Below are 14,777 nucleotides of genomic sequence, written 5' to 3'. Positions count from 1 at the left end.
CCGTTCCGACGGGTACAGTGTGGAGCCCAGGGTCAGCGCTGTACTTGCCGTTGTTGTTTCCAAAGTTGCAACCCAGCCCACCTCTGGGGGGGGGGGGCTTGCCCGCGAAAAGGACACCGCGGTGTCGGGCACCGGCTTGCCCCGCGAAAGGCCTAGGTGCTTTCGGCCAATGCCAACAGCCGCTGCGCCCGCAACAGCACCGGCGCATCGACCATCTGCCCATCGAGCTGGAACGCCCCGGCGCCCTCGGCCGCTACACTGGCGTCCACCACCCGCCGTGCCCAGGCCAGCTCTTCGCTGCTCGGCGCCAGCACGCCATGAATCAACGGCACCTGGCTGGGATGGATGCACAGCGCCCCGCCATAGCCCATGTCATAGGCATGGCGCATGGCCCGCTGCTGCCCTTGCGGGTCGCCGATGGCCGGGAACACCCCGTCCAGCGGGGGCGCCAGATCGGCGCCGCGCGAATGCAACTGCACCGCCATGCGCGCCTGGTCGAGAAAGCGCTGGGCCGAGGCGCTGTCAGTGTTGAGGTTCAGGTCCAGCGCCAGGTCCAGGCTACCGAACGACAAACGCTCGACCCCGTCGGCACCGGCAATACGCTCCAGCGCCAGCAAGCCCTTGGCCGTCTCGATGATCGGCAGCACCGGCTTGCCGGTGCGCCAGGCCACCGCCACCTGGGCGGCATTCTCGACCTTGGGTAGCAACACGGCGCTGACGCCGGGCTGCTGCGCGCAGAACGCCAGGTCATCGGCATGCCCGGCATGCTCCGGGGCGTTGACCCTGACCCACACCCGCGCCTGCGGATGGGCTGCCAGAAAGGCGGCGAGGTTGTCGCGCGCCTGGCGCTTGAGCGGCTCCTCGACGGCATCCTCGAAATCGACGATGACAGCATCGGCACCGGCAGCAAGGGCCTTGGCGAAACGCTCGGGGCGGCTGCCCGGCACGAACAGCGCGGAACGGACGATGGTTTGCGGCATCAGCAATCACTCCTTGTCATCAAACGACACCAGCAGCCGCCAGCCGGGCCTGGTCTTCGACCGAGAAACCCAGCTCCTCGAGAATCGCTGCGCTGTGCTGGCCCAGCCCCGGCACCGGGTCCATGCGCGGGGTAAAGGCGGCGTTGCGCCCCGGCGGCAGCAGCGACGGCAGCTTGCCAGCCGGGCTGTCGACCTCGCGCCAGCAGTCGCGGGCCTTGAGCTGCGGGTGCTGCCAGACGCCCTGCATGTCGTTGACCCGGGCGTTGGCGATCTGCGCGTCCTCAAGACGCGCCACCACCTCGTCCAGCGACAGCGCGGCGAAGCGGTCGATGATGATCTGGCGCAGCACCTCGCGGTTCTCCGAGCGACGGAAGTTCGCGGAGAACCGCGCATCGCTGGCCAGCGCCGGGTCGAGCAGCACCTTCTCGCAAAACAGCTGCCATTCCCGCTCGTTCTGCAGCCCCAGCATGATCGTGCCGCCACCGCCAGTGGGGAATGGCCCGTACGGGTAGATGGTCGAGTGCGACGCGCCCGCCCGCGGTGGTGGCGGCGCACCGTTGTAGGCGTAGTACATCGGGTAGCCCATCCATTCCACCAGGCTCTCCAGCATCGACACGTCGATGCGGCTGCCGACGCCGGTCTTGTCACGCAGCAGCAGCGCCGACAGCACGCCGGTATAGGCATACATACCGGCAGCGATATCGGCGACCGAGCATCCGGCCTTGGCCATCTGTTCCTCGCCCGGCCCGCCGGTCACCGAGAGAAAACCGCCCTCGCTCTGGATCAGCAGGTCGTAGGCCTTTTTCTTCTCGTACGGGCCACCTTCGCCGTAGCCGGAGATATCGCAGACGATCAGCCGCGGAAAGCGCGAGTGCAGGGCCTCGAACGACAACCCCATGCGCGCCGCCGCACCTGGTGCGAGGTTCTGCACCAGCACGTCGGCCTTGGCCAGCAGCGCCAGCAGGATGTCGTCCGCCTCGTCCTGCTTGAGGTCCAGGGTCAGGCTCTGCTTGGAGCGGTTGGTCCAGACAAAGTGCGAGGCCAGGCCATCGACACGCTGGTCGTAGCCGCGGGCGAAATCGCCGCTGCCGGGGCGCTCGATCTTGATCACGCGCGCGCCCAGGTCCGCCAGTTGGCGGGTGCAGAACGGCGCGGCGATGGCATGTTCCAGGCTGACGACGGTGATGCCGTCCAGCGGGCGGGGAGCGGATTGGGTCATGGCAAATTCCTGTTCGGTGTTCAATGCAGGTCCGCCAGCGACTGCGCGTCGCGCAGTTGCCAGACGCGCTCGATCAGCGCTCGGCCCTCGGCCTCGCTGCGCTGCCCGGCATAGGCCAGCAGGCGCTGGAACTTGGCCTCCAGCTCTGGGCGCGACAGGGTGTTGCCCGGATCGCCCTTGGGTTCGTCGATGGCGGCGCTGAACTGCCGGCCATCGACGCAGCGCACCTCGACCCGCCCCAGCCAGCGCGCCGGATAGGCGCCGTCCACCTCAGGGTCCAACTGCATGCGCACCTTGTCGCGGAACGCGGCGATGCGCGGATCGGTCAGTGCCAGGTCGCGGAACTCCAGCAACTGCGCACTGCCATGCACGGCGATCAGGCCCAGTACCGTGCCCATGGAGAACTTGGCCTGATGCACGGTGGTCGGTGTGGTCACCCGCCCCAACACATCGATGGCGCCCTGGTGCACGCGGGTGATCACTTCGGCGATCTGCTCGTGGCCCAGCTCCTCGCGCTGCATCAGGTGCAGCAGTGCATCAGCCGCCGGGTGGGTGTGACGACACGAGGCGTGGAACTTGAACGAGGTTTCCGCCAGCGCCCAGCGTGTGCCGAGCCGGTCGGAGAGCCGCGCGGGGTCGGCATCGCTGGACATGCCTGCGGCCATGCCCTGGTCGCCTTCGAGGATGTTGCGCGCCCCACTCAGGCCATCGGCGGTGAGGTAAGCGGCGAGCAGGCCATCGGCGGCGGCCTTGGCGGTGTGCAACTGCTTGGAGTCGGCAGCGTCGCGCAGAAACTCCCACAGCCCCGCAGCCTGGGTGCCGGCGCTGCCGAGCAGATTGATGAACTGCTCCTGGTTGAAGTCCAGCAGCTTGCCCACGCCCACGGCGGCAGCCAGGGTGCCGACCGTGGCGGTGGTGTGGAAGATCCGATAGTGCGAACGGCCGAGGAATTCGCCGATGCGGATGCCGGCCTCGTAGCCGGCCACCGAGGCCAGCAGCAGGTCCTGTCCGGACTTGCCCAGGTCTTGCGCGGCCGCCAGCACGGCGGAGAACACCACGGTGGCCGGGTGCAGCACGGAGCTGTTGTGCAGGTCGTCCTGCTCGACCAGGTGCGAGGCGGCGCCGTTGACCAGGGCGGCGAAATAGGCCGAGGTGCGCCGACCATTGGTCAGCACGCGCGCGCGCCCCGACGATGGGCCCATGCGCTCGGCGTAACGCTCGAACAGCGGGATCGGGTGCGATCCCTGGCTGGCCAGGGCCGAGCCGAGCCAGTCGAGAAACAGGTCTTCGGTGCGATCCAGCACGGCGCCGGGGATGGCCTCGTAGCGCAGGTCGGCCAGGAAGCTGGCCAGGGCTTGGGTATCACGCATGGTCGGCTCCTCAGAAGCTGCGCGGCAGCTCGAGCAGGTGCTCGGCCACGTACGACAGGATCAGGTTGGTGGAGATCGGCGCCACCTGGTACAGGCGGGTCTCGCGGAACTTGCGCTCGACGTCGTATTCGTTGGCGAAACCAAAGCCGCCATGGGTCTGCAGGCAGGCATTGGCCGCCTCCCACGAGGCCTTGGCCGCCAGGTACTTGGCCATGTTCGCCGCCGCCCCGGCGTTGGCGCCGCTGTCGTATTCGGCGCAGGCACGCCAGCGCATCAGGTCGGCGGCCTCGATCTCGATATGGGCTTCGGCGATGGGGAACTGCACGCCCTGGTTCTGTCCAATCGGGCGGCCGAACACCACGCGGTCGCGGGCGTACTGGCTGGCCTTCTCGACGAACCAGCGGCCATCGCCGATGCATTCGGCGGCAATCAGCGTGCGCTCGGCGTTCAGGCCGTCGAGGATGTAGCGGAACCCTTTGCCCTCCTCGCCAATCAGGCTGCTGGCCGGGATTTCCAGGTTGTCGAAGAACAGCTCGTTGGTCTCGTGGTTGACCATGTTGGCGATCGGCTGCACGGTCAGGCCGTTGCCGATCGCTTCACGCAGGTCGACCAGGAAGATCGACATGCCTTCGGATTTCTTCTTCACCTCCGGCAGCGGCGTGGTGCGTGCCAGCAGGATCATCAGGTCCGAATGCTGCACGCGCGAGATCCATACTTTCTGCCCGTTGATCACGTACTTGTCGCCCTGGCGCACGGCGGTGGTCTTGATCTTGGTGGTGTCGGTGCCGGTGGTCGGCTCGGTCACGCCCATCGACTGCAGACGCAGCTCGCCACTGGCAAGCTTGGGCAGGTAGAAGCGCTTCTGCTCGTCGCTGCCGTTTCGCAGCAGGGTGAACATGTTGTACATCTGCCCGTGGATGGTGCCGGAGTTGCCGCCACAGCGGTTGACCTCCTCGAGAATCACCGAAGCCTCGGCCAGGCCCAGGCCCGATCCGCCGTACTCTTCGGGGATCATCGCCGACAGCCAGCCGGCATCGGTCATGGCCTTGACGAAGGCTTCCGGGAAACCTTTTTCTTCATCGATCCTGCGCCAGTATTCGGCGGGGAATTCGGCGCACAGGGCGCGCACGCCCTCGCGGATGGCATTGAGGTCATCGCTGTCGTAGCTGTGCATGTGTGGATTCTCTGCGAAGGCTTAAGGAAGTCAGTCGAAGATCACTTCGGCGCTCTGGGCTGTGCCGTCGGCATTGCCGGCCCACAGGCGTGCCTTGCCGGGTGCTTCGATGCAGCCACTGACCTGGAACGCTGCAGGCAGGGTCAGCGGCCGCACACCGCGGTAGGCGAAGTGGCGCACGGGCTTGTCGGGGTGGGCCCGCACGAAGGCGCGCAGGTTGAGGGTGGCGATCATCGGGCCATGCACCACCAGGCCGGGGTAGCCCTCGGTCTCGGTGACGTAGGGGTGGTCGTAGTGAATGCGGTGGCCGTTGAAGGTGATGGCCGAGTAGCGGAACAGCAGCGTCGGCGTCGGGGTGATGGTTTCATTCCACTCGCCCGCCTCGCTCGGCGTGCCGCTGCCGCGCTTGGGCGGGTTGGGCTCGCGGTAGACGATGTCCTGTTCCTCGCGGATGCACAGGCGGCCGTCCTGGGAGTAATCGTGGCGCACGGTGACGAACAGCAGTGCGCCGGTGCGCCCGTGCTTTTCCTCGATGTGCAGGATGGTCGACAGGCGGTGGGCTTCACCGCCAACCTTCAACGGCACGATGAACTCGACCCGCCCGCCCGCCCACATGCGGTTGCGGTTGTCGGCCGGTGGCAGGAAGCCGCCACGGGCAGGGTGACCGTCCGTGCCCAGTTGCGACTCCGGCAGCGGCTCCTGGAAGAAGCACCAGGTCCACAGGTGCGGCAGCGCGTCACCATGGCCTGGCGCGGCCTCGCCGAAGGTCGCGGCGATGCGCTTGACCAGGTTGCGGCTGAGCACATCCCAGGCCTCTTCGGTGCGGCCGATCCAGGCGCTGAAGTCGGTGGGCAAAGTCGAAGCAGTCATGAGCATGGGCCTCTGCATTTGTTGTTATGGGCCGATCATGCGAGGCGCCCGGCATTCTGTGAATTTGCATTTGCGTAAACCAGCGTTCATAAATGCCGAACGCCTCTGCTACGACAGGACACCCCATGCACTTCGACCTGGCTGACTTGCGGCTCTTCATCCACATCGGCGAATCGCCGAGCCTCACCCAAGGCGCGCGCCGTGCGTTCCTCTCCCCCGCCGCGGCCAGCGCGCGGATCAAGGCCCTCGAGGCGCAGCTCGATACCCGCCTGCTGTACCGCGACAGCCGTGGCGTGGAGCTGACGCCCGCCGGTCAGAAACTGCTGACCCATGCGCGCCTGATCATGCGTCAGGTGGAGTACCTCAAGGCCGAGTTCACCCAGTTCGGCACCGATTCGGCCGGGCACATCCGCATCTTCGCCAACACCACTGCGGTGACCGAGTTCCTGCCCGAGGTACTGGCCGGGTTTCTCGCCCAGCGGCCGGGGGTGACGGTCGATCTGCAGGAGCGGTTGTCGCGCGATATCGTGCGCGGGGTGCTCGATGGCAGCAGCGACATGGGCATCATCGCCGGGCCCGTGGAGGCGGCGGGTCTACAGGTGATGCGCTTCAGTACCGACCGGCTGGTGCTGATCGTGCCGGCCGGTCACGAGCTGGCGGGCCGCCGCCAGGTGACGCTCAAGCAGACCCTGGCCTACCAGCACATCGGCCTGCATGACGGCAGCACTTTGCTGACGTTCCTGCGCGACCACGTCGAGCGTATTGGCCAGAGCCTGGCGCTGCGGATCCAGATGTCCAGCTTCGAGGCGATCTGCCGGATGGTCGAGGCGGGTGTGGGGATCGGGATCATTCCCGAGTCTGCGGCGGTGCGCCACAGCCACACCATGAACCTGGTCACCATCGCCCTGGACGAGCCCTGGGCGGTGCGTGAACGCAGCATCCTGGTACGCGAGCTGGATGCGTTGCCGGGGACGGTACGGGCGTTGATCGCGACCTTGATGCCGCAGGTGGATGGCACCGGCGCTGACAGTGACCGCGGGTGACCCTGTGGGATTGGGCTGGCCTTTGGATTTTGAACAAGACAGTTGCCTTTACAGCTGCGGGGGCAGTCCACTTCTGTGGGAGCGGGCTTGCCCGCGAACCAGGGCGAAGCCCTGGCCATGCACCGCGGTGTCTGCTTCGCGGGCAAGCCCGCTCCTACAGAGGGATTGGGCTGGCCTTTAGATTTTGAACAAGACAGTTGTTCCCCCAAAGCGCCCTCAGGATCACATCCCCAACTGCCCCAGCGTGCGCCGCGCCTGAGCTGCTTCCATGCAGACATACAGCCGGTCGGTCAGCGCCTGCAGATCGACGCGCCGCCCGTCCACCACCGGCGTGCACACCCACAACTTCACCCGCAAGCCACCGGCCACTGGCCACGCATCCGGCGCCACCAGTGACTTGAAGCAGGCAGGCGCAAGCTGCGGCGCACGGCTGATGGCTGCCAGCGAAAACACCAGCGTCATGCTCAGGTGACGCTGGTCGATTTCGAACCCATCGAAACAGTACAAGGGCGTCGGCGCGTGCGAGTTGGCGAACAGCACACAGTCGTCAGTCACACTCAGCACACACTTGCCATGTCTTCGGCGCAGCCCCTCGGCGAGCGCCAGCCCAGCCACGCCGGCAACCAGCAGCAGCACGCCAGGCCCCCACAGCAACCATTGCCCGGATTGCATCTGCCACTGCGCAGGCAAACTGGCCAGCCAGCCGCCGACCAACACCAGCGAAAACGCCAGCAACGCACAGGCCAGCGCCTTGCCACGCGAGGATTCGTGCAGCGCCAAAGGCTTGCAGGACTCCTCCGCGTGAGCCCCGAGCCAGGCCAGCAAGGTTTCCCGGTCGGTGTCAGCCATGAGCCTGCAGGGCATCCAGTTGCTGCTGTGCACAAGCGGCGTCGCGGTAGGCACCCAGCAGTGCGGCGATTTCGTCGCAGCCCAGCTTGCGCCCACCGGTCATCAGCCCGGCAGAGTGGATGCGTACATGCGGCTCGGGCTTTTTCAGCGACATGGCCTGGTTGCCGAATACCTGCAGCCTGGCGACGTGATGCCTGGGCAGATGGGCGTTAGAGTCGAGCGTGAGTTTCTGCAAGGTCAGCAAGCCTTCGTCCTTGACCAGAATGTCTTGCACCTCGGCCATTTCGATCGGCGCATCGAGCGTATCGACAAACAGCTGGCGACGGGTCAGACGCATGAACACCTGCTTGCCCGCGTCCCGGTGCTGCCAGGTGACGAGCAGGGAGAACACGACCAGGAAGCCGGCGCATACCGTCAGCCCGGTTCGCCCCATGTTGACGGCCATCGCCAGCATGCCCAGCGATACCAGCAACATGATCGGCCCCCACAGCTTGTAGCGTCGGGAGTTGGTGAATTCGGTCTGTTCCGGAACTCGCTCGATCATCAGGCGCAGTTCGGCGATCACACGGTCACGCTGGGCGGCGCGGGACTGACCGTATTCGTCGGGAGAAATGGATGGATCGGGATGTTGTGGCGTGGTCATGGCTTACTCGGTACCGGCATTGAGGTAATCGGTCAGGAACGCCTGGGCGTTGCCTTGTTCGGACAGGGCCTGCGAGTAGCCGATCTTCAGCGCCTGGGCTTCGCCGGGCAGATACAGTTCGCTGGCGCTCCAGCTGTTCGAGCCCTGGATCACCAGTGCAGCGAACTTTTGCCCGTCGACCGTGGTGTAGTAGCGGGTCAGCTTGTCGGTCTTCTCGACGTTCATCTTCTGGATGCGCATGTTCCAGTCGTGATCGACACCCTCGACCTGCACCAGCGCCTCGTTGGCGCTGCGATCGCCGATGCGCAGGGTCCAGACCTTCACGCCCTGCTCGCCGGCATAGGCCACGACCTTGTCGGCCACCGATGGTCGCTCCTGGGCCTGAGCCATGGCGCCCACGAGCGCCAATGCTGCGACCATGCCGGCCGCCCATCTGCGATGAATCGACATCCTGCTTGCTCCTCGAAATCCTGGGGGGCCTTGTATTGAAAGGGGCGTGGGCCAGCCTGCCAACCGGCCTGGCCGCTGCGCACAACAAACAGGCCGTTGCGCACAATGGCTGACGCCCGAAGCGTGTTCGCGTTAACATTCCGCCACCCGCCACGACACCCTATGGACAGGCTTGGCCGATGGAACGCTGGACCCCTTACCTGGACATGCAGTTCAGCTTCGACCGCCCAGGCTCGCTGGCCCAAGCGGGCGTCCTCGACAGCGCCGCCAGCCAGGTCATGGGCAGTGCGATCGGTCACTATCGCGCCCACACCGTGCGCGCACACCTGCAGTACTTCGACTGCGACCTGCAGTTTCCCGAGCCGCTGCGCATCCACAAGGTTTTGCCCGACAGCCTGTGCCTGGTGCACATGCTCAGCGGCCAATGGCAGCACCGGGTCGACGGCCGACTCAACCACTACCTCAGCGGCAAGACTCACGCGCTGGGCCTGAGCGAGCACATGGAAGCCTTCGACCAGCTACCCGCCGACAGCCACGCGCGCATGGCCGGGCTGCGCGTCGGTGCCGACTACCTGCGCGAACTGGCCGAGCAAGACCCACACCTGCAACCCCTGCTCGGGCTGCTCGCCGACGGCATGCGCTTTACCGATTTCGAGCGCTGCCCGGCGCTGGGTCGCCTGCTGCTGCAGCTCTATCACTCGCCCTACCACGGCACGCTCAAGCGCCTGCACCAGGAGAGCCTGAGCCTGGGGTTGCTGGTGGAACTGGCCGTGCACCTCGGTGGCAGCCCACAGGCACCTACGCCGACGGTACGGGGTCAACGGGACCTGGCCCACGAAGCACGGCGCCTGCTCGACCTGGACCTGGTCGATCCGCCCGGCAGCCTGGCCCTGGCCCGGCAACTCGGGGTGGGCGAAACCACCCTGCGCCGCGCCTTCGCCAAGGTGTTCGGCCAGTCGATGCTGCAGTACCTGCGCCAGCAACGCATGGAGCTGGCCCGCACGCTGCTGCTGCAACGCAAATGGCAGGTCGCGCAGATCGCCTATCGCCTGGGCTACGCCAACCCGGCCAATTTCAGCAACGCCTACAAGGCCTACCACGGGCATCCGCCAGGTATGGAGTGATTGCCCTGCGCTGTGAAAGCTGTGAGCTGTTGTGAATCGTTGTGAAGCCTCACAGTACTAGCCAATTGCCCATGCTACCGTCCGGAGCCGTCATCAAGACGACCCCTTCCTTTCCGTTTCGGGAGCAGAGCCAATGTCTACCATCACCCCCGCTGGTGGCGGGTCCAACACGCCAAAAGCCTCGAGCTCGGCCTTCGACAACCGCCTGGACACTGCCAAGTCGAGCCAGGTGATCGCCGACTACATGCGCCAGACCGGCAAGTCGGCCATCACCAAGGACGAACTCGACAAGCTGGCCGACAACAAGTCCGGCAATGTACCGGCCAATGTGTCGGATGCGGCGAAATACATGCAGCGCCACCCGGATGTGTTCACCGCCATCGAAACCCATGACGTCCCCGGCGCCGACAACCTGTCCGGGGTGTGGAACTTCGATTGGGCGGCCAAGGGCGGCCTGGCCGGCACCCCGACCGACGCCATCGCCAAGATGCAGGACACCTTCGACCTGGCGATCGAGAAGTCGGCAAAGATCACTGAAGTGACGACAGGCAAGAAAGCCGAGCTGGATGCGACCAAGCAGCGGCCGAGCAACTGATTCAAGGCGGTATGCGGGTTCTCCCCTGCTGCCGCTCAGTACCTTGTGGGGACAACTGTGTTGTTCAAACTCTAAAAGCCAGCCCGCCCCCACAGGGATTGGGCTGGCTCCCAGGGATGCCCCCAACGCCTATCAGTGCTTGATCATCACATGCCGAATGGCCGTGTAATCCTCCAGCCCATACATCGACATGTCCTTGCCATACCCGGACAGCTTCACCCCGCCATGGGGCATCTCGCTGACCAGCATGAAATGGGTGTTCACCCAGGTGCAGCCATACTGCAAGCGCGCCGCCAACCGGTGCGCGCGGCCGACATCCTGGGTCCACACCGACGACGCCAGCCCGTAGTCCGAGTCGTTGGCCCACTCCAGCGCCTGGGCCTCGTCAGTGAACTCGGTCACCGACACCACCGGCCCGAAGATCTCGCGCCGCACCACTTCATCGTCCTGCTGCGCGCCCGCCAATACCGTCGGCTCGAAGAAGAACCCCGCCCGGTCGGCACGCTTGCCGCCCGTGGTGACCTGGATATGCGGCACCTGCCGCGCCCGCTCGACGAAACCGCTGACGCGCTCCAGGTGCTGTTGGGTGATCAACGGCCCCAGTTCGGTCTCGGGATCGTCCTGTTCGCCAAGGCGAATGCTCGCCACCGCCGCCGTGAGCTTGTCGACGAACGCCTGGTACACGCCCTTCTGCACATACAGCCGGCAGGCCGCCGTGCAGTCCTGCCCGGCGTTGTAGAAGCCGAACGCGCGGATACCTTCGACCGCGGCATCGATGTCGGCATCGTCGAAGATGATCACCGGTGCCTTGCCGCCCAGCTCCATGTGCATGCGCTTCACGGTGTCGGCGGTGCCGGCGATGATGCGGCTGCCAGTGGCCACGGAGCCTGTCAGCGAGACCATGCGCACCTTGGGATGGGTGGTCAGCGGCTCGCCCACGCTCGAGCCTCGACCGAACACCAGGTTGACCACGCCCGCCGGGAAGATGCCCGCGATCAGCTCGCCCAGGCGCAGGGCCGTCAGCGGCGTCTGCTCGGACGGCTTGAGCACCACGGTATTGCCCGCCGCCAGGGCCGGGCCGAGCTTCCAGGCGGCCATCATCAGCGGGTAGTTCCAGGGCGCGATCGAAGCCACCACACCCACCGGGTCGCGGCGGATCATCGAGGTGTGCCCCGGCAGGTACTCACCCGCCGCCGAGCCTTGCAGCACACGGCTGGCGCCGGCGAAGAAGCGGAACACATCAGCCACTGCCGGCAGTTCGTCGTTCAACGCAGCCTGGTAGGGTTTGCCACAGTTGTTCGACTCCAGCCGCGCCAGTTCCTCGGCGTGCGCATCGATGGCATCGGCCAGCTTGAGCAACAGCAGCGAGCGATCCTTTGGGGCGGTCTGGGACCAGCCTTCGAACGCCGCATCGGCTGCACGCACGGCGGTGTCGACCTGGGCCGGCGTGGCTTCGGCAATCTCCACCAGGGTGGTGCCGAGCGCCGGGTTGAGCACGGCGAGCGACTCGCCTTCACCGGCGACCAGTTGGCCGTTGATCAGCAGTTTGGTTTGCATGAAGCGCTCCTTTTCTCAGGTTCTTGTTCGCGTGTTCACTTGCCGCTGCCGGCAACGCCTTCGCCACCTTTGGTCAGGTAGTAGGCGCCCAGGATCGGCAACATGGTCACCAGCATCACCAGCATCGCCACTACATTGGTCACCGGTACGTCGCGCGGGCGACCGAGCTGGTTGAGCAGCCAGATCGGCAAGGTGCGTTCGTGACCGGCGGTGAAGGTGGTGACGATGATTTCGTCAAACGACAGGGCGAACGCCAGCATGCCGCCGGCCAGCAGCGCCGAGCCGAGGTTGGGCAGGATCACGTAGCGGAAGGTCTGCCAGCCGTCGGCGCCCAGGTCCATCGAGGCTTCGATCAGGCTATGCGAAGTGCGCCTGAAGCGGGCGATGACGTTGTTGTAGACGATCACCACGCAGAAGGTCGCGTGCCCGACGACGATGGTCATGAAGCCAGGCTCGATGCCCAGGGTCTTGAACGCCGACAGCAACGCGATGCCGGTGATGATGCCGGGCAAGGCGATCGGCAGGATCAGCATCAGCGAGATGCTTTCCTTGCCGAAGAAATCACGCCGGTACAACGCAGCCGCCGCCAGCGTGCCCAGCACCATGGCGATCAGCGTGGCGAGGGCGGCGATCTTCACCGACAGGGTCACGGCATCGAGCACGTCCTGACGGGCGAAGGCCACGCTGAACCAGTGCAGGGTGAAGCCCTGCGGCGGAAAGCTGAACGCAGCGTCTTCGGTGTTGAAGGCGTACAGGAAGATGATCAGGATCGGGAAGTGCAGGAACACCAGCCCTCCCCAGGCCGCAAGCTTCAGGCCCCAGGACGCTTTTTCAGAGTGCATCGAAGGCCCCCAGGCGTTTGACGATGGACAGGTAGACGGCGATCAGCACGATCGGCACCAGGGTGAAGGCCGCAGCCATGGGCATGTTGCCGATGGCACCCTGCTGGGCGTAGACCATGCCGCCGATGAAGTAGCCAGGCGGCCCGACCAGCGACGGCACGATGAAGTCGCCCAGCGTGAGGCTGAAGGTGAAGATCGAGCCCGCGGCGATGCCGGGCACCGACAGCGGCAGGATCACCTGCATGAAAGTCTGGCGCGGCTGCGCCCCCAGGTCAGCCGAGGCTTGCAGCAACGACGGTGGCAGGCGCTCCAGCGACGCCTGGATCGGCAGGATCATGAACGGCAGCCAGATGTAGACGAATACCAGGAAGCGCCCCAGGTTCGAAGTCGACAAGGTGTTGCCGCCCCCCCCGGGCACGCTCAGCAGCAGGTTCAGCAACGGCTCCAGGCCCAGGTGCTGGACGAACCACATGGCCACCCCGCCCTTGGCCAGCAGCAGGGTCCAGGCGTAGGCCTTGACGATGTAGCTGGCCCACATCGGCAGCATCACCGCGATGTAGAAGAACGCCTTGGTCTTGCCGCTGGTGTAGCGCGCCATGTAGTAGGCGATGGGGAACGCCAGCGCAGCACTGGCGATGGACACCGCCACGGCCATCAGCACGGTGCGCTGGATGATGTCGAAGTTGGCCGGGGTGAACAGCGCGGCGAAGTTGGCCCAGGTCAGGCTCGGCGTCACCGTCATGGTGAAATCGTCGAAGGTGTAGAAGCCCTGCCACAACAGGGTCAGCAACGAGCCCAGGTAGATCGCGCCGAACCACAGCAGCGGCGGCACCAGCAGCAGCGACAGGTACAGCGTCGGCTTGCGGTAGAGCAGGTTGGACAGCCCGCGCAGGGCGCCGTGACGGGCTTCCGGCGCCGTGGCATCGAGGGTCAGGCTCATCTCACACGCCCTCGCTCAGCGCCACCATGGCCTCGCGCGCCCAACGGGCGGTAACACGCTGGCCCGGCTGGTGGCTGGCCGGGCCGTCGCCCCACTGGCTGTTGGCCTGGCTCAGGCTCAGGTGCTGGCCGTTGTCCAGGCGGATCTCGTAGCGGGTTGCGGCGCCCTGGTACTGGATATCGTGCAGCAGGCCGCTGACCTCCACTTCGCTGGCTCCCCGTTCGCCCAAGGCGAAGCGGATGTGTTCGGGACGAATGGAGAACGGCCGGGCATCGCCGACCAGTTGGCTGGCGAGCTCGCCACGCAGCACGTTGGAGGTGCCGACGAATTCGGCGACGAAGGCGGTGGCCGGTTTCATGTACAGGTTGCGCGGGGTATCGACCTGCTCGATGCGCCCTTTGTTGAATACCGCGACACGGTCGGACATCGACAGCGCTTCGCTCTGGTCGTGGGTGACGAAGATGAAGGTGATGCCCAGTTGCCGTTGCAGGCGCTTGAGTTCGCCCTGCATCTGCTCGCGCAGCTTGAGGTCGAGCGCGCCCAGCGGCTCGTCGAGCAGCAGCACGCGCGGGCGATTGACCAGCGCGCGGGCCAGGGCCACGCGCTGGCGCTGGCCACCGGAAAGCTGCACAGGCTTGCGCGAGCCATAGCCGCCGAGGGCGACCATCTCCAGCGCCTGCTCGGCGCGCTGTAAACGCTCGGTGCGGGCCACGCCCTTGACCTTCAGGCCGTAGGCGATGTTGTCCAGCACGTTCATGTGCGGGAACAGCGCGTAGTCCTGGAACACCGTGTTGACGTCACGCTGATAGGGCGGCAGGCCAGCGGCTTCGAGGCCATGGATGCGGATGGAACCGGCGCTGGGCTGCTCGAAACCTGCGATCAGGCGCAAGCAGGTGGTCTTGCCCGAGCCCGAGGGGCCGAGCATGGAAAAGAATTCGCCGTCCTGGATGTCGATCGACACCTGGTCGACGGCCTTCACCTCGCCGAACTGACGGGAGACCTGGGTGAACTGGACGGCTGGGGGCATGGTGGAGGCTCCGGGGGCTGGAAGTTATCGGGGGCGGACCTTCGGGAGTGGCCTTTGTGGGTGCTGCCTTTGTGGGAGCGGGCTTGCCCGCGAA

The 14,777-nt window shown here is 66.0% G+C and carries 15 protein-coding genes; 3 read left to right on the top strand and 12 right to left on the bottom strand.

The window, feature by feature from the left end:
• Positions 1 to 152: 152 nt before the first annotated feature.
• From ACPZMI_RS01550 to ACPZMI_RS01530, 5 genes are read right to left on the bottom strand one after another with little or no spacing between them, the layout of a single operon-like run.
• Positions 153 to 980 carry an HpcH/HpaI aldolase/citrate lyase family protein gene (locus ACPZMI_RS01550; protein WP_426351548.1) on the bottom strand — a complete coding sequence of 276 codons (828 nt, stop codon included), beginning with the start codon at positions 978 to 980 and terminating at the stop codon, positions 153 to 155.
• Between the two features lie 19 nt (positions 981 to 999).
• Complete coding sequence (locus tag ACPZMI_RS01545) at positions 1,000 to 2,199, bottom strand: CaiB/BaiF CoA transferase family protein (protein ID WP_426351547.1); 1,200 nt, start codon at positions 2,197 to 2,199, stop codon at positions 1,000 to 1,002.
• 20 nt (positions 2,200 to 2,219) lie between these two features.
• The gene (locus ACPZMI_RS01540) at positions 2,220 to 3,569 is read right to left on the bottom strand and encodes an MmgE/PrpD family protein (protein ID WP_426351546.1); all 1,350 of its coding nucleotides are present in this window, start codon (positions 3,567 to 3,569) and stop codon (positions 2,220 to 2,222) included.
• Between the two features lie 10 nt (positions 3,570 to 3,579).
• A complete protein-coding gene (locus tag ACPZMI_RS01535; protein WP_054895253.1) occupies positions 3,580 to 4,743 on the bottom strand; it encodes an acyl-CoA dehydrogenase family protein in 1,164 nt (387 codons plus the stop codon).
• A gap of 30 nt (positions 4,744 to 4,773) precedes the next feature.
• The gene (locus ACPZMI_RS01530; protein ID WP_426351545.1) at positions 4,774 to 5,613 is read right to left on the bottom strand and encodes an HTD2 family dehydratase; all 840 of its coding nucleotides are present in this window, start codon (positions 5,611 to 5,613) and stop codon (positions 4,774 to 4,776) included.
• Between the two features lie 125 nt (positions 5,614 to 5,738).
• Here ACPZMI_RS01530 and ACPZMI_RS01525 point away from each other — a divergent pair, with 125 nt between their 5' ends.
• Positions 5,739 to 6,656: a LysR family transcriptional regulator gene (locus tag ACPZMI_RS01525; RefSeq protein WP_426351544.1), complete on the top strand. Its 918-nt coding sequence runs from the start codon at positions 5,739 to 5,741 to the stop codon at positions 6,654 to 6,656.
• Positions 6,657 to 6,878: 222 nt separating this feature from the next.
• Here ACPZMI_RS01525 and ACPZMI_RS01520 read toward each other — a convergent pair whose 3' ends face one another.
• The 3 genes from ACPZMI_RS01520 to ACPZMI_RS01510 are packed head-to-tail and all read right to left on the bottom strand — an operon-like array spanning position 6,879 to position 8,598.
• A complete protein-coding gene (locus ACPZMI_RS01520; protein ID WP_426351543.1) occupies positions 6,879 to 7,505 on the bottom strand; it encodes a hypothetical protein in 627 nt (208 codons plus the stop codon).
• Positions 7,498 to 8,148 (bottom strand): hypothetical protein, encoded by a 651-nt coding sequence (locus ACPZMI_RS01515; protein ID WP_426351542.1) that lies wholly within the window; start codon positions 8,146 to 8,148, stop codon positions 7,498 to 7,500. Before ACPZMI_RS01515 ends, ACPZMI_RS01520 begins: the two co-directional genes overlap by 8 nt.
• 3 nt (positions 8,149 to 8,151) lie before the next feature.
• The gene (locus ACPZMI_RS01510; protein ID WP_186711577.1) at positions 8,152 to 8,598 is read right to left on the bottom strand and encodes a hypothetical protein; all 447 of its coding nucleotides are present in this window, start codon (positions 8,596 to 8,598) and stop codon (positions 8,152 to 8,154) included.
• Between the two features lie 179 nt (positions 8,599 to 8,777).
• On the opposite strand from ACPZMI_RS01510, the gene ACPZMI_RS01505 reads away from it, so the two are divergent.
• Together ACPZMI_RS01505 and ACPZMI_RS01500 are read left to right on the top strand one after the other, a co-directional pair.
• Entirely contained in the window at positions 8,778 to 9,722 is a 945-nt protein-coding gene (locus ACPZMI_RS01505) for a helix-turn-helix transcriptional regulator (protein ID WP_186670369.1), read from the top strand.
• Positions 9,723 to 9,855: 133 nt separating this feature from the next.
• Complete coding sequence (locus ACPZMI_RS01500; RefSeq protein WP_411384519.1) at positions 9,856 to 10,317, top strand: hypothetical protein; 462 nt, start codon at positions 9,856 to 9,858, stop codon at positions 10,315 to 10,317.
• A 132-nt stretch (positions 10,318 to 10,449) separates the two neighbouring features.
• Here the strand turns inward: ACPZMI_RS01500 and ACPZMI_RS01495 are convergent, their stop codons facing one another.
• Genes ACPZMI_RS01495 through ACPZMI_RS01480 form a run of 4 tightly spaced genes read right to left on the bottom strand, consistent with a single transcriptional unit; the run spans position 10,450 to position 14,683 of the window.
• Entirely contained in the window at positions 10,450 to 11,874 is a 1,425-nt protein-coding gene (locus ACPZMI_RS01495) for a gamma-aminobutyraldehyde dehydrogenase (protein WP_426351541.1), read from the bottom strand.
• 35 nt (positions 11,875 to 11,909) lie between these two features.
• A complete protein-coding gene (locus ACPZMI_RS01490; RefSeq protein WP_186711580.1) occupies positions 11,910 to 12,716 on the bottom strand; it encodes an ABC transporter permease in 807 nt (268 codons plus the stop codon).
• The gene (locus ACPZMI_RS01485) at positions 12,706 to 13,656 is read right to left on the bottom strand and encodes an ABC transporter permease (protein ID WP_426351540.1); all 951 of its coding nucleotides are present in this window, start codon (positions 13,654 to 13,656) and stop codon (positions 12,706 to 12,708) included. Before ACPZMI_RS01485 ends, ACPZMI_RS01490 begins: the two co-directional genes overlap by 11 nt.
• 1 nt (position 13,657) lies before the next feature.
• Positions 13,658 to 14,683: an ABC transporter ATP-binding protein gene (locus ACPZMI_RS01480; protein WP_411383290.1), complete on the bottom strand. Its 1,026-nt coding sequence runs from the start codon at positions 14,681 to 14,683 to the stop codon at positions 13,658 to 13,660.
• Positions 14,684 to 14,777: the final 94 nt, after the last annotated feature.

It is taken from the genome of Pseudomonas wayambapalatensis (assembly GCF_049942315.1).
GTDB classification, from domain to species: domain Bacteria; phylum Pseudomonadota; class Gammaproteobacteria; order Pseudomonadales; family Pseudomonadaceae; genus Aquipseudomonas; species Aquipseudomonas wayambapalatensis.
This window is presented reverse-complemented; position numbering and strand designations above follow the sequence as displayed.